The sequence below is a fragment of the Streptomyces sp. NRRL F-6676 genome, assembly GCF_000725625.1.
Taxonomy (GTDB): domain Bacteria; phylum Actinomycetota; class Actinomycetes; order Streptomycetales; family Streptomycetaceae; genus Streptomyces.
Genome location: NZ_JOHS01000001.1, coordinates 255,570 through 278,966, shown reverse-complemented (window position 1 = coordinate 278,966; position 23,397 = coordinate 255,570). Strand labels below are relative to the sequence as shown.

At 72.5% G+C, this 23,397-nt stretch carries 15 protein-coding genes; 10 read left to right on the top strand and 5 right to left on the bottom strand.

Going from position 1 to position 23,397, the window contains the following annotated elements; genetic code table 11:
- Positions 1–3: 3 nt before the first annotated feature.
- Complete coding sequence (locus tag IO29_RS01140) at positions 4–1,239, bottom strand: acyltransferase family protein (protein ID WP_030377096.1); 1,236 nt, start codon at positions 1,237–1,239, stop codon at positions 4–6.
- A 90-nt stretch (positions 1,240–1,329) separates the two neighbouring features.
- Positions 1,330–2,199, bottom strand: a complete 870-nt coding sequence (locus IO29_RS01135; protein WP_030377095.1) for an SGNH/GDSL hydrolase family protein — start codon at positions 2,197–2,199, stop codon at positions 1,330–1,332.
- 390 nt (positions 2,200–2,589) lie between these two features.
- Between IO29_RS01135 and IO29_RS38785 the strand changes: the two genes are divergently transcribed.
- The 8 genes from IO29_RS38785 to IO29_RS01095 all read left to right on the top strand — a co-directional run bounded on the left by IO29_RS38785 (position 2,590) and on the right by IO29_RS01095 (position 16,099).
- Positions 2,590–4,227 (top strand): protein kinase domain-containing protein, encoded by a 1,638-nt coding sequence (locus IO29_RS38785; protein ID WP_030377094.1) that lies wholly within the window; start codon positions 2,590–2,592, stop codon positions 4,225–4,227.
- Between the two features lie 139 nt (positions 4,228–4,366).
- Positions 4,367–7,045: an NPCBM/NEW2 domain-containing protein gene (locus IO29_RS01125; RefSeq protein WP_030377093.1), complete on the top strand. Its 2,679-nt coding sequence runs from the start codon at positions 4,367–4,369 to the stop codon at positions 7,043–7,045.
- A 186-nt stretch (positions 7,046–7,231) separates the two neighbouring features.
- A complete protein-coding gene (locus tag IO29_RS01120; RefSeq protein ID WP_030377092.1) occupies positions 7,232–9,574 on the top strand; it encodes an MMPL family transporter in 2,343 nt (780 codons plus the stop codon).
- A gap of 160 nt (positions 9,575–9,734) precedes the next feature.
- Positions 9,735–10,895, top strand: a complete 1,161-nt coding sequence (locus IO29_RS01115; protein ID WP_030377091.1) for a sensor histidine kinase — start codon at positions 9,735–9,737, stop codon at positions 10,893–10,895.
- A gap of 26 nt (positions 10,896–10,921) precedes the next feature.
- Complete coding sequence (locus IO29_RS01110; RefSeq protein WP_030377090.1) at positions 10,922–11,587, top strand: response regulator transcription factor; 666 nt, start codon at positions 10,922–10,924, stop codon at positions 11,585–11,587.
- 178 nt (positions 11,588–11,765) lie between these two features.
- Complete coding sequence (locus IO29_RS01105) at positions 11,766–11,969, top strand: cold-shock protein (protein ID WP_030377089.1); 204 nt, start codon at positions 11,766–11,768, stop codon at positions 11,967–11,969.
- Positions 11,970–12,284: 315 nt separating this feature from the next.
- Positions 12,285–13,496, top strand: a complete 1,212-nt coding sequence (locus IO29_RS01100; protein ID WP_030377088.1) for a carbohydrate-binding protein — start codon at positions 12,285–12,287, stop codon at positions 13,494–13,496.
- A 242-nt stretch (positions 13,497–13,738) separates the two neighbouring features.
- Positions 13,739–16,099: an ATP-binding cassette domain-containing protein gene (locus tag IO29_RS01095; protein WP_030377087.1), complete on the top strand. Its 2,361-nt coding sequence runs from the start codon at positions 13,739–13,741 to the stop codon at positions 16,097–16,099.
- A gap of 56 nt (positions 16,100–16,155) precedes the next feature.
- Here IO29_RS01095 and IO29_RS01090 read toward each other — a convergent pair whose 3' ends face one another.
- The 3 genes from IO29_RS01090 to IO29_RS01080 are packed head-to-tail and all read right to left on the bottom strand — an operon-like array spanning position 16,156 to position 20,605.
- The gene (locus IO29_RS01090) at positions 16,156–17,520 is read right to left on the bottom strand and encodes an MFS transporter (RefSeq protein ID WP_033224329.1); all 1,365 of its coding nucleotides are present in this window, start codon (positions 17,518–17,520) and stop codon (positions 16,156–16,158) included.
- Positions 17,520–19,256: a dihydroxy-acid dehydratase gene (locus IO29_RS01085; protein ID WP_199806814.1), complete on the bottom strand. Its 1,737-nt coding sequence runs from the start codon at positions 19,254–19,256 to the stop codon at positions 17,520–17,522. The genes IO29_RS01090 and IO29_RS01085 overlap by 1 nt, the downstream gene beginning before the upstream one ends.
- Positions 19,257–19,279: 23 nt before the next feature.
- Positions 19,280–20,605, bottom strand: a complete 1,326-nt coding sequence (locus tag IO29_RS01080) for an FAD-dependent oxidoreductase (RefSeq protein ID WP_030377084.1) — start codon at positions 20,603–20,605, stop codon at positions 19,280–19,282.
- A gap of 156 nt (positions 20,606–20,761) precedes the next feature.
- Here IO29_RS01080 and IO29_RS01075 point away from each other — a divergent pair, with 156 nt between their 5' ends.
- Positions 20,762–21,409, top strand: coding sequence for a GntR family transcriptional regulator (locus tag IO29_RS01075; protein WP_030377083.1), 648 nt, complete (start codon positions 20,762–20,764; stop codon positions 21,407–21,409).
- A gap of 286 nt (positions 21,410–21,695) precedes the next feature.
- A complete protein-coding gene (locus tag IO29_RS01070) occupies positions 21,696–23,303 on the top strand; it encodes an MFS transporter (RefSeq protein WP_030377082.1) in 1,608 nt (535 codons plus the stop codon).
- Positions 23,304–23,397: the final 94 nt, after the last annotated feature.

Genomic DNA, 23,397 nt, shown 5'->3' with positions numbered 1-23,397 from the left:
TCCCTACGGTGCCAGCAGCCGGTCGAGCCGGTCCACGTCCACCGTCCCGGCGCCCGGGTGGGGCCGCGGGATCACCGCCCACACCCCCACCGCGACGACGGCCGCGACGACGAGCGCCGCCGTGCCCCGGCGTCCGGTGGCCCAGCGCGCCCGGAACCGTACCGGATCCTCCACCAGGCGTGTGGACAGGACGGCCGCCACCAGCGACAGCCCGATCAGTACGACGGTCCGGGACCACCCGTCGAAACCGAGCACGCTCGCGGGCAGCAGCAGATACACCGGCCAGTGCCACAGGTACAGGCTGTAGGAGAGCTCCCCCAGCCGGACCGGCACCGCGCTGCCCACCGCCCGTCCGGTGCGCCCCCGCGGCCTGCCGGCCAGCAGCGCGACGAGCAGCGCCGCGCCGAGCGAGTGCAGGAACATCCCGCCCCGGAACAGCCCGGGGGCGTGCTGTCCGTCGGTCAGCGCCCAGGCGGCCACGAGCCCGCAGAGCAGCAGCGCGGACAGCGCGTCCGAGACGGCCGCGGGGATGCGGGCGGTCACTCGCGTCACCGGCCGGGTGGCGGCCGCGGCGCCGAGCAGCAGCGCGAACGCCCGGGTGTCGGTGCCCTCGTAGGCGCGTGTGGTGTCCACGGCCTGCCCCAGGCGGACCATCAGGACGAGGGAGACGAGCGCGCCCGTGACGGCCACCCCGGCCACCCGCCACTGCCCCGCACGGCCACGCCCGACGCACGCGACCAGCAGCGGCCAGACCAGATAGAACTGCCACTCCACCGCGATGCTCCACAGGTGGGAGAAGAGCCGGGTGTCCGAGGCTTTCCAGTAGCCGACCCGCTCGCTGATGAAGTGCCAGTTCACCGCCTGCGCCGCCGCCCAGGGCGCGTCGTCGAGCGCGAACGCGAGCTGGGCGGGGGTACCGAAGGCCCGCACCAGCAACAGCCCGCCGACACCCATGACGACCAGCGCGGGCAGCAGCCGCCGTGCCCGCCGCCCCCAGAAGGCGACCACCCGAACCCGCCCGTACCGCGTGATCTCACCCATCAGAAGCCCGGTGATCAGAAAGCCGGACAGCACGAAGAACAGATCGACACCGAGAAACCCACCACGCAACCGCCCCGCGTGGAAGAGCAGCACAGCCACCACGGCCAGCCCCCGCAACCCGTCCAGGGAAGCAAGGTGCACGCGGCGTTCGGTACCGGAAAGGCGGACGGGCCGGTCAGCCAGACGCTGATGAGCCATTGGGGTTCCTTCGTCAGAGGGGGGCCGCGCCCCTCCCGTAAGGGGCGCGGGGCTGTGTCGATATGCGGCTCCGCCGCGTGAGCGCGCGCCTCACCCACACCCCAGCTCGGCGTACCCCCGGTCCTCGACCCACGCCCCCTTGGCCCACCGGCCCGGCGCGGCAGGCGTGAAGTCGTACAGCTCACCGAGCCGTTCGACGAACCACGTCGCGAACGCGGCGGACCCCTGCTGGCACGAATGGATCCCGTCCGAGGACCGCTGCGCCCTGTCGACGGCGCCGTCGGTACCCCACAGCTTCGACGCGTCGACGAAGTGCGCGTTGCCCGCGCCGGACCTCGCCACCGCCCGCGCGGCCTCGGGCGCGCTCTTGATGGCATCGGCGTGCGGAGCGTAGAAGTCGTCGATCCTGTACGGCGGCGCGGACACGAGCACGAGGTCCGCGCCCGCGTCCCCCACCGCCTTCGCGAGCTTCCGGTACGAGGCCCGCTGCTGCGCGGGGGTGCCCCAGTCGTACGTGGTGATCTGGTACGCGAGCACGTCGGGGTGGAAGGACGCGATGTCCTCACGCAGCCGCTTCCACGTCGACCGGGCGAGCGCGCGGCTCATCCTCCCGCCCTCGACGACGGTGCCGCCGCCGTCGGAGGAGTCGTCCTTGAAGGCGGCGCCGCTCGCCTTGAGTGCCGCACCGAGCGGCGGGGCCTCGACGCCCGCGATGGAGTCACCCACCCACAGCACCCTCTTGTCCGTCCCGGCCCCCGAGGCCGGGGCGGAGGCGGTGGAGGAGGCGGCGGCCCTGCTCCCCGTCGCGTCGTCGTCGCCGCAGCCGGCCAGGGCGACGGCGCCCGCGACGGCCAGCAGCACGGCCGCCGGCAGGACCCGAGGGCGTCGCCAGGTACGGGAGGTGAACGTGCCGGGGCGGGAAGTCACGTCGGTCTGAGTGGAGTTCGTCTCGTTGCGCATGCCGGAAAGCCCACCAGGCCGAGCGCCCCCTCGGCCCCGTTGTCATCCGTTGCTCACACAACGCGAAAGCGGCCGTCAAACGCCGCGGGCGCACGCGTCACCCACCGCGCCCGAACGGATACGCCCTCGCACCTCAACGCCCTTTACCTACAACCCCGTTGAGCCCCCGACACGACCCCCGCCTATCCACTGGTCTGTCATACCGGCACCTGCTGGTGGCCTATCATGACGCTGCCTCCATCAGGGTGGACGAGGGGCCCAGGCAGCCGCTCGGTGCCGAAAGCCCATGGGCACGGCCGAACCGATGGAGAACGTTGTCGACGCGCAGCCGAGCCGATGCCACACGGGCCCCGCCGGCTCCGGGACATGCTCAAAGGGAAGGCGAACCCGGTGCATCCACACCATGAGACGGATCCGGCGCAGATAGGCCGCTACCGCGTGATACGCAGGCTCGGCCAGGGCGGCATGGGTCGGGTGTACCTGGCGCGTTCACCGGGTGGGCGCCCCGCCGCCGTGAAGGTCATCAACGACCATTTGCAGTCCGACGCGCAGGTGATGAGCCGGTTCCGCCGCGAGGTGGAGACGCTGGCCACCGTGCGCAGCGCGTTCACCGCCGCCCTGATCGACGCCGAGCTGGAGACGCCCCCGTACTGGCTCGCCACCGAGTACGTGCCGGGGCCGACGCTGCACGCGGCGGTCGTGGACGGCGGCCCCTTCCCGGCGGAAGTGGGCCGGGCCGTGCTGGCGGCGCTGGCCGAGGGGCTGGCCGACCTCCAGGGTCACGGTGTGTGGCACCGTGACATCAAGCCGCACAACGTCATCCTCTCCGCCACCGGCCCGCAGTTGATCGACTTCGGCATCGCCCGGACCATCGGCGCCTCCGAACTCACCCAGACCGGCAGCTGGCTGGGCACCCCGGGCTACATGGCGCCGGAGAGCATCACGAGCGGTGACACCGGTTCCGCCGCCGACGTCTTCGCCCTCGGTGCCACCCTGCTCTTCGCCGTGACGGGCCGTCCGCCCTACGGTGACGGTTCGATGGCGACGGTCTCGTACCGGACGGTGCACGAGGACGTCGATCTGAGCGGGGTGGACCCGGGGATCGCCGAGCTGATCGCGGCGTGCATGCACCGGGACCCGGCCCAGCGGCCCACACCGCAGCGGATCATCGAGATGAGCGCGTCGGGTCTCGACCTCGTGCAGCATCCGGCCTACCAGAGCGCGCTGGTCGCGAGCGGGGCGGCGACGCCGGTGGAGAACGGGGCGGCCACCGCCGCCGTCCGCCAGGACCTCGCCCAGGGCGTGGCCGCCGCGCCGACGGTCGTGGCCACCCGGTTCGAGCCCGGGCACGGCCCGGATGCGGGCACCCCGGTGCCCCCCGGCTTCGGACCCGCACCGGACGTCGCCGGGTATCCGGCCCCGCCGCGCAGGAGCCGGACCCGGTTCCTCGTCGCCGGTGCCGTCGCGGCGGTCGTGGTGGTGGCCGCAGTGGCCGGCACACTGGTCTACCAGGCCTCGCGGGACGACTCCGGGCAGCAAAAGCCGTCCGCGGCCGCCGGCCGTGGCTCCGGCGAGGCCGCCGGCGGGTCGAAGGCACCGGCGGCCGACGCCTCGAAGGACCCGGCGGCCGGCGACTCCGGCGCGGAGGCCTCCCCGGACACCAGCAGGCCGACGAGCGCCCCGGCCCCGGACGCGCCCATGAACCTCTCCGTCAACGCCCCGCACAAGCTGGCCGTCGGCGAGTTCCTGGAGAACATGAACCGGAAGCTGATCATGCAGGCGGACGGCAACCTCGTCGTGTACGACGAGAACGGCAGGGCCCGTTGGGCGAGCCGGACCTCGGGCGAGAACTACACCGCCGAGTTCCAGCAGGACGGGAACCTCGTGGTCTACACGGCCGAGCACAAGCCGGTGTGGGCCAGCAACACCTCGGGGCACGAGAACTCGGTCCTGCTGTTCCTGGAGAACGGCAACGTGACCATCCAGCAGGGCGCCGACGTGCTCTGGCAGACCGGCACCGATCACTGAGACGCCCCCCGTCACGTCCACCCGCGCCTCCGGGGCCATGTGCCCGTGGGGGCGCGGGGGTTGACGGGGTGTGGGAGAGGGGAAGGGTACTCGCGGAACCAGACAGGACAACGATGTCAGTCTCTGGACGGAGGCCTCGGTGCGCAGAGCATCGCCCGGTTCGCGTCATCCCTTCCTGCCCGCCTGGACCGTTCTCGTTCTCGGCTTTCTGCTCGCCCTCGGCCCGCTCGCCCCGCCGGCCCACGCGGCCGCCGCCGGCAACGGGCGCGGCGACGGGGACAGTTGGACCGTGAGACAGCCCGGGAGGGCGCGCGACGGCGTCTCGGCCGCCGTCCGCCTCGACCCCGCCGACGGCACGGTGACCCTCGCCGCCCGCAAGGGCGCCACCACCGTGCTCGAGCCCGCCCCCGTCGGCCTCGTCACCGGGTCCGCCGACCTGACCTCGGGGCTGCGGCTCACCTCCCGCCGTACCCGGCAGGTGACCGGCCACTACACCATGACCACCGGCAAGCGACTGCGCCGCAGTGTGCGCGCGACCGAGACCCGGTTCTCCTTCACCGGCGCCGGGAAGGCCCGCCTCGATCTCCTCGTCCGTGTCTCCGACGACGGCGTCGCCTACCGGTACGTGCTGCCCGCCCGGGGCGCCGTCACCGTGGTGCGCGAGGCGTCCGCGTTCCGGCCGCCCGCCGCCGCGCGGGCCTGGCTGTCGTCCTACACTCCGAACTACGAGCGCACCTTCGCCCCGTCGGGCGCGGCCGACGCCCCGGACGGCTCCTACGCCTACCCCGCGCTCTTCCGGGTGGGCGGCACGTACGCGCTGCTCACCGAGTCCGACGTGGACGGCCGCTACGACGGCAGCCATCTCGTCCACCGACAGGGCAGCGCGGAGTACACGGTCGCCCTGGCCGACGCCTCCGTCACCTCCACCGGGCCGCTCGCCACGCCCTGGCGGACCGCGGTGATCGGCGACCTGGCCACCGTCACGGAGTCGACCCTGGTGGACGACCTGGCGCCGTCCTCCCGCATCGCCGACACCTCCTGGATCCGGCCCGGCAAGGTGGCCTGGTCCTGGCTGGCCGGCTTCGGCGCCGCCCAGCGCAGCCTCGCCACCCAGGAACGCTTCGTCGACTACAGCGCGGCCCACGGCTGGCCGTACACGCTGGTGGACGACGGCTGGAAGACCACCGACTGGATGCCGCGACTCATCGACTACGCCAGGGCACGGGGCGTCGGCATCCTGCTGTGGGTGCACTACACCGACCTGGACACGGCCGCCGAGCGCGCCGCGTTGCTGCCGAAGGTGAAGAAGTGGGGCGCGGCCGGGCTGAAGATCGACTTCATGGATTCCGACTCCCAGGAGCGGTTCGCCTGGTACGACGACATCCTGCGGGACACCGCCCGGGAGAAGCTGCTGGTCAACTTCCACGGCGCCACGCTGCCCAAGGGCGTCCAGCGGACCTGGCCGCAGGTGATGTCGATGGAGGCGGTCTACGGCGCCGAGCAGGGCGACGTTCCGGCCGCCGACCTCGCGACGCTGCCGTACACCCGCAACGCCGTGGGGTCGATGGACTACACCCCGATGGGCTTCCAGTTCGGCACCCGTACCGTCTCGGACGCGGCCGAGCTGGCGCTGTCGGTGGTGTACGAGTCCGGGTTCCAGAACTTCGCCGGGTCGGTGGAGGCGTACCGGGAACGGCCGGAGCTGGAGCGGTTCCTGGAGCAGGTGCCGACCGTCTGGGACGAGTCGCGGCTGCTGTCCGGGGAGCCGGGGCAGGACGCGACGTTCGCCCGGCGGCGGGGCGCCCGGTGGTTCCTGGGCAGTATCGGTGCCGGTCCCGCCGGGCAGCGGGAGGTGCCGCTGGACTTCCTGGGCGGCGGGAAGTGGCTGGTGGAGGTGGTGCGGGACGGCGACGACGGGCTGGTCCGCGAGCGGCACGTCCTCACCCGGCGCGACACCCTGCGCGTGCCCACGCGGGAACACGGCGGGTTCGCCGCGCTGGTGTGCCGTGCCGCCCCGGGCCAGGACACCTGCGACCGGCCGGTCTCCCGGCTGCCGCTGACCACGCTCACCGTGTCGCCGGGGAAGGCGGACGTCGACGCGGGCGCCTCGGTCGGCGTGGACGCGCGCTTCGCGGTGGAGCAGGCCGGACCGGCGCAGGACGTCACCGTCACCCTCCGCGCGCCGGACGGCTGGTCCGTCCAGGGGGACCAGGCGCGCGCCGACCGGGTGAGCACCGGCGGGGAACTGGCAGGGCACTGGACCGTCGAGGTCCCGGCGGACGCCGCGGAGGGCGGCCGTGATCTGGTGGTCACCGCGAAGTACCGGGCGGGGGGCCGGGTGCTGACGGTGGAGCGCACCGTCCGCGCGTACGTCTCCCCGCCGGGCGTCGACCATGTCAGCGATCTGCCGTTCGTGTCGCAGAGCAACGGCTGGGGGCCCGTCGAGCGTGACCTGTCCAACGGGGAGACGGCCGCGGGCGACGGCGGCCCGCTCACCCTCCGGGGCACCGTCCACGACAAGGGGCTCGGGGTGCACGCCGCGAGCGAGGTCGTGGTCGATCTGGGCGGCGCCTACCGGCGGTTCACCGCGGCCGTGGGCGTGGACGACGAGGTGGGCGGCAAGGGCAGCGTCGTCTTCGAGGTGCTCGGTGACGGCCGGACGCTGGCCACCACACCGGTGCTGACCTCTGCCGACGCGGCCCGCGCCCTCGATGTCGACGTGAGCGGGGTGCGGCGGCTGACGCTGCGGGTCACGGACGGCGGGGACGGCGTCGACTCCGACCACGCCGACTGGGGGGACGCACGGCTGCTCCCGTGAGGCGGAGGGCCGGTGGCGGTGTGCGAGCACTGTCACCGGCCCCGTGTGTCATGCCTGAGGACGGTGTGCGGGGCGCGGAGGTACTCGTTCTTCAGTAGCCGGATTGCCGCAGCGGTGACGACGACGGGAGGGGGTCCGCCCGGAAAGCCTTGAGGGGTTCCCGAGAGAGATACGGAGACCCTTTCCATGGCGACCTTCTTGTACCGGCTGGGCCGTGGCGCCTTCCGACGGCGGCGGTGGGTGACGCTGGTGTGGGTGGCGGTCCTGGCCGTCGTCGGCCTCGGCGCCCTCAACGCGTCCGACGCGTCCGACGACTCCTCCGGGATGCCGGGGATCGAGTCGCAGAAGGCGTTCGACCTCATCAACGAACGGTTCCCCGGCGCCGAGGCCGACGGGGCGAGCGCCCGGATCGTCTTCGTGGCACCCGGCGGGCAGAAGATCACCGCCGCCCCGAACCGTGCCGCCGTCGACGCGCTCGTGACCCAGGTGTCCGACGGGCCGCAGGTGGCGGACGTGGCGAGCCCCTTCGACGGAGGGGCAGTGAGCGAGGACGGGTCCACGGCGTACGCCACGGTCACCTACAAGGTGAAGGACGACGACGTCAGCCAGGCGAGCAAGGACGACCTCCTGGCCGCCGTCGACGAGGCCCGGGAGACGGGGCTGACCGTCGAGGCCGGCGGCGGCGCGGTGGCGAGCGATCCGTCGGACGGGATCGGGGAGGTCCTCGGCCTCGTCGTCGCCGCCGTGGTGCTGCTGCTCACCTTCGGTTCCCTGGCCGCGGCCGGGCTGCCGCTGATCACCGCGGTGGTCGGCGTGGGCGTCAGCATCGCCTCGATCATGGCGCTGGGCAGCGCGCTCGGCCTGTCCTCGAACAATGTCGAGCTGGCCATGATGATCGGCATCGCCATCGGGATCGACTACGCCCTGTTCGTGGTCTCCCGCTACCGGGAGGAGCGGGCGCACGGGCACGCCCCCGAGGAGGCGACCGGGCGGGCCGTGGGCACCGCGGGTTCCGCCGTCGTCTTCGCCGGGCTCACGGTGTTCATCGCGCTGGCGGGGCTGTCGGTGGTGGGGGTGCCGGAGCTGACGAAGATGGGGCTGACGGCGGCGGGCACGGTGGTGGTCGGCGTCCTGGTCGCGCTGACGCTGGTCCCGTCCCTCCTCGGTTTCTGGCCGAACGCGGTCCTCTCCCGCCGGGGCGCGAAGGGTGCCAAGGGCGCCAAGGCCGCCCGTGGCGCGGGCCGGATCCGCGGGCTCGTCCGCCGGTCCGGCGGGAGCGAGGCGCACGCCGCCTCCGCGAGCGGCGTGACGGTCGTCGGCGGGACGGCCGCGGGGGCCGACGGACGGAGCACCCGCGAGGCGGACAGGACGGGCGCGTGGAGCGCCCGTTGGGGCCGGTTCGTCGTGCGGCGCCCCGTGCTCGTGCTGGTCGCCTCGGTCGCCTTCCTCGGAGCGCTGGCCGTGCCGGCGATGGACCTCCGGCTCGGTATGCCCGGCGACGAGGCCAAGCCCACGACGACCACGGAGCGCCGCGCCTACGACGCCCTCGCCGACGGCTTCGGCCCCGGTTTCAACGGTCCGCTGACCATCGTCGTGGACGCCCGGCACGCCGACGACGCCCAGGGCGCGGTGGCGACGGTGGCCAAGCGGATCGCCGGCACCGACGGCATCGTCTCGGTGACCCCGCCTCAGTTCAACGAGGCGAAGGACACCGCGGTGCTGCGGGCCACCCCGGCCACCGCGCCCACCAGCGAACGCACGAAGGACCTCGTCGAGACCATCCGCCACCAGCGCCCCGCGACCGAGTCGGCCACCGGCGCGACCTTCGAGGTCACCGGCACCACAGCGCTCAACATCGACGTCGCGGACAAGATGATGAGCGCGCTGATCCCGTACCTGGTGATCGTGGTGGGTCTGGCCTTCCTGCTGCTGATGCTCGTCTTCCGCTCGGTGCTGGTGCCACTCAAGGCGGCCCTGGGCTTCCTGCTGTCGGTGCTCGCCTCGTTCGGCGCGCTCGTCACGGTCTTCCAGAACGGCCACGGCGCCTCGCTCCTCGGCATCGACCAGACCGGGCCGATCATGAGCACGATGCCGATCTTCCTGGTGGGCATCGTCTTCGGTCTCGCCATGGACTACCAGGTCTTCCTGGTCTCCCGGATGCGTGAGGCGTACCTCCACGGGGAGCGGCCCGCGCAGGCCGTGGTCAGCGGGTTCCGGCACAGCGGCCGGGTGGTGGTGGCGGCCGGGATCATCATGATGGCGGTGTTCGCCGGGTTCATGACCGGCGGCGAGACCCTGGTCAAGATGGTCGGCTTCGGCCTGGCGATCGCCGTCCTGTTCGACGCGTTCGTGGTGCGCATGGCGTTCGTGCCGGCGGTGCTCGCGCTGCTGGGGAAGGCGGCATGGTGGCTGCCGCGCCCGCTGGCCCGGCTGCTGCCGCGCGTCGACGTGGAGGGCGAGGCCCTGTCCCGCCTGCCCGCCGCTCCCCCGGCCGCGGAGGACGGCGCGCGGGACACCGTACGCGTCTGACCGGGCCGTAACCCGCCGCGCGCCCGGGTGCAGGGCCGTCCGTGCCTCGGCACGGACGGCCCGCTCCCGTGTCCGGCGGCCTCGTCCGCCAGGGCGGCGGCTGGCGCGCGGGCCGCCGGGTGACTCACCATGGCCCCACCTCACCCCTCCGGAGAGAACCATGCTCACCAGCTGGCGACGGTTCGCCGACCGCCACCCCCGCCTCGTCGAGTCGGCCTTCCTGCTGCTGTTGCTCGTCGTCACCGCGGCCCAGGGCGCCGGGTCCGGTCACGGCCGGTGGCCCGGGGCGGTCTCCGCGAGCACCGCCGCGTGCTGCGCCCTGCTGTGGCGGCGCGGACACCCGCGGCCGGTCGTGCTCGTCGCCGCGCTCTGCACCGGCGTGGCGGCCGCACTGAGCACGGAGGTCTCCGCGCTCCTGCTGATCCCCGTCATCGTCGCCCTGTACGAACTGGCCGTGCGCAGCCCCGAACGGGTCGCCCGCGCGTTCTGGCTGGCCGCCTTCGCGCTGATCGTGCTGCCGACGCTGCCGCGGGGGCCCGACGACCAGCCGTGGGCCCAGACGGCGGTCCTCACCGCCTTCTGGACCGCGCTGCCGGTCGTCCAGGGCTCGGCGGTCCGGGCGCGGCGGGCCTATCTGGAGGCGGTGCGCACCCGTGCCGAGCACGCCGAACGCACCCGGGAGGAGGAGGCGCGCAGGCGCGTCACCGAGGAGCGCGTGCGCATCGCCCGCGAACTGCACGACGTCGTCGCCCACCACATGGCCCTGGCCAACGCCCAGGCCGGCACCGCCGCCCATCTCGTGCGCACGCGCCCCGAGCAGGCGGCGAGAATCCTCACCGAGCTGGGCACCACCACCTCCTCGGCGCTGCGTGAACTACAGTCCACGGTCGGCCTGTTGCGCCAGTCCGACGACCCGGACGACTCCCTGGAGCCGTCCCCCGGACTGGCCCGGCTCCCGGAGCTGGCCGCCGCGTTCGCCGCCGCCGGGCTCCGGGTCGGCATCGCGGTCGACGGGGAGGAACGGCCGCTGTCGCCGGGGGCGGACCTGACCGCCTTCCGGATCGTGCAGGAGGCGCTGACCAACGTCACCAAGCACACCGCCGCCGGTGCCGCGGAGGTGCGCCTCGCCTACTCCCACGACCGGCTGACCCTCACCGTCAGCGACGACGGTGGGGCCGTCCCGCACAGCCCGGCGCCCGGCGGCGGGTTCGGGCTGATCGGCATGCGCGAGCGTGCCCGGACCGCCGGCGGCAGCCTCCGGGCGGGGCACCGCCCCGGGGGCGGTTTCGCCGTCTCCGCCGAACTCCCTCTGGCTTCCTGACCCCTGAGCCCCCTGGAAGGGTGCCCATGACCATCCGCGTGCTGCTCGCCGACGACCAGACCCTGCTGCGGGCCACCTTCCGCATCCTGATCGACTCCTGCCCGGACATGGAGGTGGTCGACGAGGCCGCGGACGGCGCGCGGGCGGTCGAGCTGACCCGCGTCCACCGCCCCGACGTGGTGCTGATGGACATCCGGATGCCCGGCACCGACGGTCTCGCCGCGGCCTCCGAGATCTGCGCCGACCCGGAGCTGGCGGAGACCCGCGTCCTCGTCCTCACCACGTTCCAGACCGACGAGTACGTGGCCCGGGCGCTGCGGGTGGGCGCGAGCGGCTTCCTCGGCAAGGACGTCTCCGCCGAGGCCCTGCTCGACGGCATCCGCACCGTGGCCGCCGGCGACGCGCTGCTCTCGCCGGTGGCCACCCGCAGCCTCATCACCCGCTTCCTGGCCACGCCCGAGGCCGACGCCGGCACGACGAGGGACGCGGGGGCCCTGACCGCCCGCGAGCGCGAGGTGACGGCGCTGGTCGCGGACGGCAAATCCGACGCCGAGATCGCCGAACAGCTGTTCCTGAGCCCGCTGACCGTCCGGACGCACGTCCAGCGCGCCAAGACCAAGCTGGACGCCCGCAGCCGGGCCCAACTGGTCGCCATCGCCTACCGGTCGGGGCTGGCCCGGCCGCCGCGCTGACGCCGCCCGGTCCGGCCGCCGGACCGCGTCCGAATGGGACCACCCCGGCAGGAAGGCGTGTCGCCGGTCGGATAAACGCGGCGCCGAGGGGTAAAAAAGCTCAGGGCTCCTGCCGTCGCAGAGGCCGGGGCGCGCCCATGACGGGCTCGCCCCAGGACACCAACGAAGGACCAAACGTATGGCCAGCGGTACCGTGAAGTGGTTCAACTCCGAGAAGGGCTTCGGCTTCATCTCCCAGAACGACGGGGGCCCGGACGTCTTCGCGCACTACTCCGAGATCAACGGCAGCGGGTACCGCGAGCTGATCGAGGGGGAGAGCGTCACCTTCGACATCGGGCAGGGGCAGAAGGGACCGCAGGCGCAGAACATCACGCGGGGCTGACCGCCCCGTCCTCCTCCGTACGGCCCCGGCGCTCCGCCGGTTCCCGTCCGTGAGCACCGTCGCGGTGCCCGGCCCACGCGCAGGCGTGGCGCCGGGCACCGCGGCCGTTTCCGGCCCCTGCGGGCGGCCGGACGGCAGGGCAGGAGCGGCCGGGCAGCCGGACGCGGCCGGCGGCCTCCGGCGTGGTGGCCGGGGCTGACAGACGGTCACCCGGGGGAAAGCGAAACGAACTTGGTCTAGTCCAATCTATTGACGTGACCCCAACAGGCTCAGCAAGCTGGGACGACTCCCCACAGCCCCACCTGGAGGCACACAGTGAGACGTCTTCGCGCATGTCTGGGCGCGGCCGCCGCCGTCGGAATCGCCGCGGCCGGCTCGACCGCACTGCTCGCGGGCAACGCCTCGGGCGCGACGAACGCGCTGAGCAACCGTTGGTACGCGGCCGCCCCCTATCTGATGCCGCTGGACAACGACCCGCCGGACGCCGCGGCGATCATGGACGCCACCGGCCTGAAGGCCTTCCAGCTCGCGTTCGTCCTCGCGCCCAACGGCGGCGGCTGCTCCCCCACCTGGGGCGGCACCTCCGCGGTCTCCTCGGACACCGCCGTGCAGGCGGTGATCAACAAGATCCGCTCCAAGGGCGGCGACGTCTCCGTCTCCATCGGCGGCTACGGCGGCACCAAGCTCGGCCAGACCTGCTCCGACGCGGCCTCGACCGCCGCCGCGTACCAGCAGGTCATCACCAAGTACGGGCTGCACGCCATCGACTTCGATCTGGAGGAGCCGGAGTACGAGAACACGGCCGCGATCAGGAACGAGATCGGCGCGGCCAAGATCCTTCAGCAGAACAACCCCGGCCTCTACGTCTCCGTCACCACCGCGGGCACGACGGCGGACGGCACCGGCTGGTTCGGCAAGCAGATGCTGCTGGAGGCGAAGTCCCAGGGGTTCACCCCGAACAACTTCTCCATCATGCCGTTCGACGGCGGCTTCAACGGCGCCGCCGCCCAGACCGACGCGCTGACCAAGTTCAACAAGATCCTTCAGTCGACGTTCGGCTGGGACGAGGCGACCGCCTACGCCCACGAGGGCTTCTCCGGCATGAACGGCCGCAGCGACACCGGCGAGTACTTCGCGCAGTCCGACTTCCAGACGGTGCTGGACTACGCCACCAATCACCACATGGACCGCTTCACGTTCTGGTCGCTCAACCGCGACCGGCAGTGCAGCCCGCCGGACAACGGGGGCCGCACGTCGGGCACCTGCTCCAGCGTGGCGCAGAACGCATGGGACTTCGCCAAGTACTCGGTGAAGTTCGCCGGGGTCACCCCGCCCACGACCACGCCCACCCCGACGCCGTCGCAGCCGGGCACCGCCTGCACGTCGGCGTGGAGCGCGTCGGCGGTCTACGTCAAGGGCGACGAGGTGTCGTACGACAAGCACAACTGGAAGGCCAAGTGGTGGACCCAGAACGAGAAGCCCGGAGCCGCCGAATGGGGCCCCTGGGAGGACGAGGGCTCCTGCTGACCTGACCCCCGCAGCCGCCCGCCGTCCCCGGCGCACCCCGGGGACGGCGGGCGGCCTCGTGCGGCAGGCACCGTGCCGCCGTCCACGCCGTCCGTGCCGCCCGCCCCGATCGGTCAGTATTCGAGAAGCCCCGGCCGCCCGCGCCCGCATAGTGTGGCTGCCGGGGGCCGGGACGGGGGCCCCGGGACCGCGGACGGAAACAGGGAGAGACGTTGAGCATCGACACGAGCGCGCAGAACCAGGTGCCCACGCCGCACGTCGCCGACAGCCATGATCTGATCCGCGTGCACGGGGCGCGCGAGAACAACCTCAAGGACATCGCCGTCGAGATCCCCAAGCGCCGGCTGACCGTGTTCACCGGTGTCTCCGGCTCGGGCAAGAGCTCGCTGGTGTTCGACACGATCGCCGCGGAGTCGCAGCGGATGATCAACGAGACGTACAGCGCCTTCGTGCAGGGCTTCATGCCGACCCTCGCCCGCCCCGAGGTCGACGTCCTCGACGGGCTGACCACCGCGATCATCGTCGACCAGCAGCGGATGGGCGCCGACCCCCGCTCCACCGTCGGCACCGCCACCGACGCCAACGCGATGCTGCGCATCCTCTTCAGCCGCCTCGCGCGGCCGCACATCGGCTCGCCCAAGGCGTACTCCTTCAACGTCGCCTCGATCAGCGGCGCGGGCGCGGTCACGATCGAGCGCGGCGGGCAGAAGGTGAAGGAGCGCCGCAGCTTCCGCATCACCGGCGGCATGTGTCCGCGCTGCGAGGGCCGGGGCACGGTCCAGGACTTCGACCTGACCCAGCTCTACGACGACACCAAGTCTCTCAACGAGGGCGCCCTGGAGGTGCCCGGCTACAAGTCGGGCGGCTGGAACCACCGGCTGTACAGCGAGTCGGGCCTGGTCGACCCGGACAAGCCGATCCGCGCGTACACCGAGCGGGAGCTGGCCGACTTCCTGCACCGCGAGCCGACCAGGATGAAGATCGCGGGCATCAACATGACCTACGAGGGTCTGCTGCCGCGCATCCGCAAGTCGATGCTGGCCAAGGACCGCGAGGGCATGCAGCCGCACATCCGGGCGTTCGTGGACCGGGCGGTCACCTTCGCCACCTGTCCCGAGTGCGAGGGCACCCGGCTGAGCCCCGAGGCCCGGTCGTCGACGATCGACGGTGTGAGCATCGCGGACGCCTGCGCGATGCAGATCAGCGATCTCGCCACCTGGGTGGGCGGTCTCGAGGAGCCGTCGGTGGCCCCGCTGCTCGACTCGCTGCGGCACACCCTCGACTCGTTCGTCGAGATCGGCCTCGGCTATCTCTCCCTGGACCGGCCTGCGGGCACGCTGTCGGGCGGCGAGGCGCAGCGCACCAAGATGATCCGCCACCTCGGCTCCTCGCTCACCGATGTCACCTATGTCTTCGACGAGCCCACCACCGGGCTGCACCCGCACGACATCCAGCGGATGAACACCCTGCTGCTGCGGCTGCGGGACAAGGGGAACACGGTGCTCGTCGTGGAGCACAAGCCGGAGGTCGTGGCGATCGCCGACCACGTCGTCGACCTCGGCCCGGGCGCCGGCGCGGCCGGCGGCACCGTGTGCTTCGAGGGCACCGTCGAGGGGCTGCGGGCGAGCGGCACGCTCACCGGGCGCCATCTCGGCGACCGGGCGTCCGTGAAGAAGAGCGTGCGCACGCCGACCGGCACGCTCCCGGTCCGCGGGGCCGACGCGCACAACCTGCGGAACGTGGACGTGGACATCCCGCTCGGTGTGCTCACCGTCGTCACCGGTGTGGCCGGGTCCGGCAAGAGTTCCCTCGTCCACGGGTCGATCCCGGCCGGCGCGGACGTGGTCTCGGTGGACCAGGGCGCGATCCGCGGCTCGCGGCGCAGCAACCCGGCGACGTACACCGGGCTGCTCGAGCCGGTCCGCAAGGCGTTCGCCAAGGCCAACGGCGTGAAGCCGGCGCTGTTCAGCGCCAACTCGGAGGGCGCCTGCCCGACCTGCAACGGCGCCGGTGTCGTCTACACGGACCTGGCGATGATGGCCGGGGTGGCGACCACCTGCGAGGAGTGCGACGGGAAGCGGTTCGACGCGTCGGTCCTCGAGTACCGGCTCGGCGGCCGGGACATCAGCGAGGTGCTGGCGATGCCGGTGACCGAGGCGCTGGAGTTCTTCGCGGCGGGCGAGGCGCGCACCCCGGCGGCGCACCGGATCCTTCAGCGGCTGTCCGACGTCGGGCTCGGTTACCTCACCCTGGGCCAGCCGCTGACCACGCTCTCCGGGGGCGAGCGGCAGCGGCTCAAGCTGGCCACGCACATGGGCGACAAGGGCGGTGTGTACGTCCTGGACGAGCCGACCGCCGGGCTGCACCTCGCCGATGTCGAGCAGTTGCTGGGTCTGCTGGACCGGCTGGTCGACTCGGGCAAGTCGGTGATCGTCGTGGAGCACCACCAGGCGGTGATGGCGCACGCCGACTGGATCATCGACCTGGGCCCCGGGGCCGGTCACGACGGCGGCCGGATCGTGTTCGAGGGCACCCCGGCCGACCTGGTCGCGGCCCGCTCCACCGTCACCGGCGAGCACCTCGCGGCGTACGTCGGCGCCTGACGCCCGGTCCCTCTCCCGACCGGCCGTCCCCGTCACGGGGGCGGCCGGTCGCCTGGTCACCGCTCGGTGTTCACGACCGATGGAGGCGCCGCCTCGGGAACGGCATCCTGCCGGACCCCGCCTGCCGGGGTCTCACCGGACACCGGTGTTTCGATGTCCCGGTGGACGGTCTCGGATCCGACCGCGAGAGCCGTCAGCGTGATGATCGTCATGAACCCCATGTACAGGGCGACGGGCCACCAGTGCCCGGCCCACGCGTACAACGCCGTGGCGACGAAGGGGGCGAGGCCGCCGGCGAGGACGGAGCCGATCTCGCGGGCGAACGCGAATCCGGACAACCGGGTGCGCGTGCCGAAGAGTTCGGCGAACCACGCGGCCTGCGGAGCCAGCATCGCGGGGTAGGCCAGCCCCAGCCCCACGACGAAGGCGCACACGACCGTCCAGGTCGAGCCGGTGCCGACGAGCAGGAAGAAGGGGACGACCCACAGTGCGGAGGCGATCGCTCCGACCGTGTACACGGGGCGTCGTCCGATCCGGTCGGACAGCCGTGCGTAGAAGGGAATAGTGATCATCTCCACCGCGGCCGCCGCGACGACGGAGCCCAGGGCCACGTCCTCGCCGACGCCGAGCTCCGTGGTGACGAAGGCGACGCCGAAGACCGGGAACAGGTAGGCGAAGCCGTTCTCGGCGAAGCGGGCGCCGATGACCACCAGGAAGCTCCTGGGCTCCTTGCGCAGCGCCGCGAACAGCTCCAGCCGCCGAGGCGTCTCCGGCTCCTGCGCGTTCTCGAAGGCCGGTGTCTCGCCGATCCGCCGTCGGATCAGGTAACCGACGGCGACAACGACAAGACTGAGCAGGAAGGGCAGGCGCCAGCCCCATGCGCGGAACTGGTCGTCGGGCATGAGCAGGAACAGCTGGAACACCCCCGCGGCCAGCAGCGTGGCCGCGGCGTACCCGAGGGGTGCCCAGGCCCCGGCAGCTCCGCGACGCTGCTGGTCGGCGTGTTCGACGGAGAGGACGACCGCCCCGGCGTACTCTCCTCCCGCGCCGAAGCCCTGCACGAGCCGGAGCAGGATGAGCAGGACCGGGGCCGCGGCCCCCGCCTGGCCGTACGTCGGCAGCACACCGATCAGGGCGGTGGCGGAGCCCATGATGAGCAGGGTGAGGACGAGGACGGCCCTGCGTCCCCACCGGTCGCCGAGCGCGCCCAGGACCAGGCCCCCGAGAGGCCGGGCGAGGAAGCCCACCGCGTAGGTGGCGAAGGCCGCCAGGGTGCCGACGAGGGGGTTCGCGGCGGGGAAGAACAGCTCGTTGAGGACGAGCGCGGCCGCGGTGCCGTAGATCAGGAAGTCGTACCATTCGAGGGCCGTGCCGACGAGTGCCGCCACACCCGCTCGCCGCGACTGGGACGCCGTCGCCATCACTCGGTTCCTCCGGTGGTCGGACCGGCCTGCCCGGTCTGGAGGGGACGGCGCAGTACGGCGCCTTGCTGGATGGGACTCACGAGCGCGGCGTACTGGCCGAGCCAGCCCCGCTCGGCCCGGGGATCGCCGGCGGTGACCGGAGCGCCGTTCCGCGGGGTGCCGGTGTCGAGGAGCCGTGCGTCGAGGTCGACGGAGATGCGGTCGCCGTCCCGCACACCGGCGAGCGGTCCGCCGTCCGCGGCCTCGGGCATGACCTGGCCGACGACCAGGCCGTGGTTGAGGCCGGAGAGCTCGCCGTCGGTGACCACGGCGACCTGTCCGCCCAGCCCGGCGCCGTTGAGCGCGGCCACGAAGCTCGCCGCGAACACGGTGCCCGGGCCGCCGCGGGGTCCCATGCCCCGCAGGACGATCACGTCGCCGGGGCGGATGGCGGACTCGCCCAGGGCGGCGATCGCCTCGTCCTCCCCGGCGAAGACGCGGGCCGGTCCGGAGAACTGCCTGCGGGCGGCGCCGACTCCGGCGACCTTGACGATGGCGCCGTCGGGCGCGAGGCTGCCCCGCAGGATCAGCAGGCCGGGCTCCGTGTTCACCGGGTCCGTCAGGGGACGCAGCACCTCTCCGTCCGGGGCGGGTGCCCGCTGGGCGAGTTCGGCCACCGTACGGCCGGAGACGGTCAGGGCGTCACCGTTCAGGCGGGGAAGCAGCGCCCGCAGCGCGGCCTGGGCGCCGCCGACCCGTTCCAGGTCCCAGACCTGGTGTGTGCCATTGGGTCTGATGGCCGCCAGCTGGACCGCGTCCCTGCCCTTCTCCTCGAACATCGCCACGACGTCCAGGCCGAGGTCGGCCTCCTGCGCCACCGCCGTCAGATGGCGGATGCAGTTGACCGAGCCGCCCAGGGCGAGGGCGGCCTCGACCGCGTTCTCGATCGCCTCGGCGGTCAGGACGCGGCGGGCGGTCACGCCTTCGTGGACCAGTTCCACGATGCGGCGGCCGGCTTCCGCGGCACGGGCGAGCATGGCTTCGGAGTTGGCCCGCACGGGGGCGGAGCCGGGCATGGTCATACCGAGTGCCTCGGCGAGGATGTGCATGGTGTTGGCGGTGGCCAGTCCCGCGCAGACGCCGGGGCCCTTGATGGCGCAGTCGGCCATGCGGCCCAGTTCGTCGACGCTCATCCGCCCGGAGGCGAGCGCACCCACGGACTCGTACACGGTGTCGATGTCCACGGAGCAGCCCGCGAAGGTGCCGCCCTGCTGGTAGCCGCCGATCACCACGACGGCGGGCAGGTCGAGGCGGGCCGCCGCCATCAGATGGGCCGGGGTGGTCTTGTCGCAGGAGGAGAGCAGGACCATGGCGTCGAGCTGGGCGCCTTCGACGGCCGCTTCGATGTCGTTGACGATCAGGTCGCGGGTGGGCATGAGGTAACGCGCCTTGCGGCCGGCGCTGGTGACGAAATCGCTGGGTGCGGTCGTACGGATCTCCAGCGGCAGCCCGCCCGCCTCGCGGACCGCTTCGGAGACGACGCCGACCACGTCGTCGAGGTGGGCGAAGCAGACCGACAGCCGGGAGGAGGTGTTGACAACGGCGATCTTCGGCCGCCGCTGTTCCTCCTGGGTCAGCCCCATGGCGGACCACTGGGCACGCCGGACGGCCCAACGGGTGGTACCCGGCTCGAAGTTGCTGCGCAGCGGCGTCGGATCGGACAGGGGACCGGGGGTGGGGCCGGACTCGGGCACGGAAATCTCCTGGGGGTGGTGGTTCACAGGGCACTTCCGTTCGCGGCCATGACGGCGCGGACGGCTTCGCCCTTGATGTCGCGGAATCGGATGTCGTGATCGAGGGAGAGGACCGCGGCCACGGCGGCCGCGTGCCCGTACTCGAAGCACTGGGCGGTGACGCGTGCGGAGGCGAGTGCCTCGTGCTCGGCGCTCAGGCAGCGGCCGGCGACGATGACGTTCTCGCCCGTCGCGGGCACGAGGGTGCCGTAGGGCACCTCGTAGTAGTCGTCGAGCAGCCAGTGCAGCCTGGGACGGTCACCGCTGTGCAGTTCGATGGGCCAGGGCACCCGGCAGATGCCGTCGGGGCGTTTGCGGCCCACGAGCACATCGTCGTTGCGGAGGGTTTCGCAGCCGGTGACGGTCCGGGTCTGCCGTATGCCCGCCTCGACGCCCGTGTCGACGACATAGCTGTCCTCGCACCCCGGGACGTACCGCGCGAGGAAACGGGCGTAGGCGCGCACCTGCCGGCGGCCGGAGATCTCGGCCTCGGTGAAGTCCTCCGGGTCGATGACGTTGAGCATCCTGCCGTCCCGGGCCGTCAGACGGGTGGCGTTGACCATGAGTTCGCCGGGACGGGTGGTGCGGAAGATCCAGATCTTCTGCCGGGGCAGCTCCTCACCGGCGGACCGCGCCGCCATGATCGCCTCGGTGACCTTGGGCGGGCAGATGGTGTCGGTGCCGTAGTAGTCCAGGTAGCGGTCCATGTCGACATTGCCGATACGGAAGAACATGGTCGGGTTCTGGATCACACCGTCGTCGCCGAAGGTGTAGCCGTGCCCGGCACGGGCCACGACCGCCGCGTCTCCCGACGCGTCGATGGTGCGGGCCGCCCTGATGACGGCGCGGCCGGCATTGGACTCGACGACGACGCCCAGGTGCACGTCCCCGTCCATGAGGACGCCGGTGACGGCGGTGTGCAACAGGACGCGCACGCCGGCGTGTCCGAGCAGTGAGTCGGCGGTCTCCCGCCATACGAGGGGGTCATGGGCGCTGGTCCATGTCTTGCCGTACTTCTGCGGTTCGGTCAGGCCATGACGAGAGGCCAGTGCGGACCGGAAGCGTTCGGTGAAGCCGAAGACCACCTGCTCGGGCCGGGCATCGCGATCGGTGGCGAGGTAGAGGCCGCAGAGCGTTCCGGAGAGCCCCGCCACGGCGGCGCCGCCGCAGAACCCGTACTTCTCGATCAGGACGACACTGCGTCCGCTCTCGGCCGCGACGGTGGCCGCGGCCACTCCGGCCGCCCCGCCGCCGACGACGAGCACGTCCACGTCGGCCAGCACCGGCAGGTCCACATCGGCCGGAAACACCGCGGACAGTTTCCATTCGTGCTGCGGGAGATGACCCCCCGCAGCCGATATATTGGTCATGTACTAGTCGTACAACGGTAGACTGCCTCATGTCCAGAGGTGAGACGGCGGGCGATTCCGGCCCCGGCCCGCGGGTGAGAAGACGGGAGCAGCCGCGTGGAGAAGAGCGTCAACAAGGCCGACCAGGCGTATGACGCACTGCAAAGCATGATCACGTTCCAGGAGCTGCCGCCCGGAGCGATGCTGTCCGAGGCGGCCCTCATGGAACTGACCGGTCTCGGGCGCACTCCGGTCCGCGAGGCACTCCAGCGGCTGGCGCGCGAGCGGATGGTGGAGATCCACCCGAACCGCGGCGTCTTCGTGGCCGGCACCTCGGTCGAGGCGCAGCTCAAGCTCCTCGAACTGCGCCGCTCGGTGGAGGAACTCGCCGTCCGCCTGGCGGCGCACCGGGCGGGCGCGGAGCAGAAAGAGGCCATGCTGCGCCTGGCCGACCGCCTGGACGCGCTTCCCGGCACCGACCTCAGGGCGTTCGACCGGGCCCTGAAGGAGATCCACGAGCTGATAGCCACCGCCGCGCACAACGAATACCTGCTGGTGGCCATGACCCCGTTGCAGGGACTCTCCCGGCGCTTCTGGTTCGCCCACATCCAGGACCCGGCCGAAGAACTGGCCACGGCGGCGAGCCTGCACGGCGCCGTGCTGCACGCCATCCGCGAAGGGGACGAGGAGAAGGCCGCTTCGGCCTCACTGCGCCTCAACGACTACCTGGTGGAGTTCGCCTACCGGACCCTCCGCTCCCGCTGAGGACATGCCCGCGGACGGCGTCGCCGCGGCGGACCTCGCCCCCCGCGTCTCCCCGCGCGGCAGCCGGAAGCGGGCCGAGGAAGCCGTCACCGCCTTGGAAGCCGGGCCCGCCGCTCTCCCCTTCGGCGCACAGCTCCGACGCGCACGAAGCCCATGCCCCGACCCAGGTGCCGACGTCCGGCGCTCTCGTCGGCCCGCTCTATTTGCACACCCATGAGCAACAAACTAATCTGCACATCGATGGGTAATTAATTGCCCGACGCTCACGTTGCTTCTGGAGCCCTCGATGCCGCTCATGGCGAACACACCGGTGGAGAAGATGACCGGGCCCTACCCACGGCGCTGGTGGGCACTGCTCGTGCTGTGCCTGAGCCTGCTGCTCGTGGTCATGGCCAACACGTCGTTGATCGTCGCCGCCCCGGACATGACCGCCGATCTGCATCTCAGCAGCAGCGACCTGCAATGGGTCATCGACGGCTACACCGTCCCGTACGCCGCGCTGATGCTGGTGCTCGGCGCGATCGGTGACAAGTACAGCCGCCGGGGCGCGCTCGTCACCGGGCTGCTGATCTTCGCGGGCGGCTCGGTGATGGGCAGCCTGGTGCACGAGACCGGACTGGTCATCGCCGCCCGCGCGGTCATGGGTGTGGGCGCGGCCGTGGTCATGCCGGCCACGCTCTCGCTGCTGGTCGCGGTCTTCCCCAAGGGGGAGCGGACCCGGGCGATCACCGCCTGGACCGCCACCTCGGGGCTGGCCATCGCGGTCGGCCCGCTGGTCGCGGGACGGCTCCTGGAGAGCCACGCCTGGGGCTCGACGTTCCTGGTCAACGTGCCCATAGCCGTCGTCGCCGTGCTCGGCGCGCTCGTCCTCGTCCCGCCGTCCCGGGCGCGGGACATGGGCCGGATCGACTACGTGGGCGGTCTGCTGTCCATCGTCTCCGTCGGCGCCCTGGTGTACGCCATCATCGAGGGCCCGCACTTCGGCTGGGGCGCCGGACCGGTCACGGCGGCCGCGGTCGCGGGCGTGGGTCTCGTCGCCTTCGCCCTGTGGGAGCTGCGGCACCCGCACCCCATGCTGGACGTCCGCCGGTTCACCCGGCGCCCCTTCGCGGGCTCGATGATCGCGGTGCTGTTCTTCTTCTTCGGCGCCTACGGCTCGATCTACTACCTCACGCAGTTCCTGCAATTCGTCCTCGGCTACGGCCCCCTGGAGACCGGCGTCCGGCTGCTGCCGCTGGCCGGCGCGGTGTTCGTCGGGGCCGCCGTGACCGGCCGGCTCACCCCGCGGCTCGGGGTGAAGGCGACGGTGGTGCCCGGCATGGTCATCGGCACGGTGAGCGTCTTCCTGCTCACCACGATCGGCGCGGACGCCACCTACGCCGACTTCGTGCCGTCGCTGCTGCTGCTCGGCTTCGCCATCGGACTGAGCGTCTCCCCCGCCACCGACACGATCATGGGCTCGTTCCCGGAGTCGGAGCTGGGCGTGGGCGGCGGCGCCAACGACACCTCGCTGGAGCTGGGCGGCGCGCTCGGCATCGCCGTCCTCGGTTCGCTCCTCGGCACGGCGTACCAGGACCGGCTGGGCGAGCTGATCGGCGGACGGCTGCCGGCCGCCGCGCTGGACGCCGCCGGGGAGTCGGTGGGCGGCGGGCTCGCGGTCGCCGGACAGGTCGCCAAGGACCCGAGCGGCGGCCCCCAGCAGGCCCAGGCCCTGGTCGACGCGGTGCACGAGGCCTTCGCCCACGGCGTGGCGCACACCAGCCTGGTCGGCGGGATCATCATGGCCGCCGGTGCGCTGATCGTCCTCGCGGTGCTGCCGGGCCGCAAGGCCCGCGCGGCGGACGGGCGGGCCGCCGAGGAGTCCCGCTCCGAGGAGCACGCCGAGGCCGGCTGACCGCCCGCCCTGGCCCGTGACCGCGGTGGACGGGAGTGTAGGACGTGGTCACGGGATACCCGTCGCGGAATGTGGAGCGCGGCCCACCGGCCGC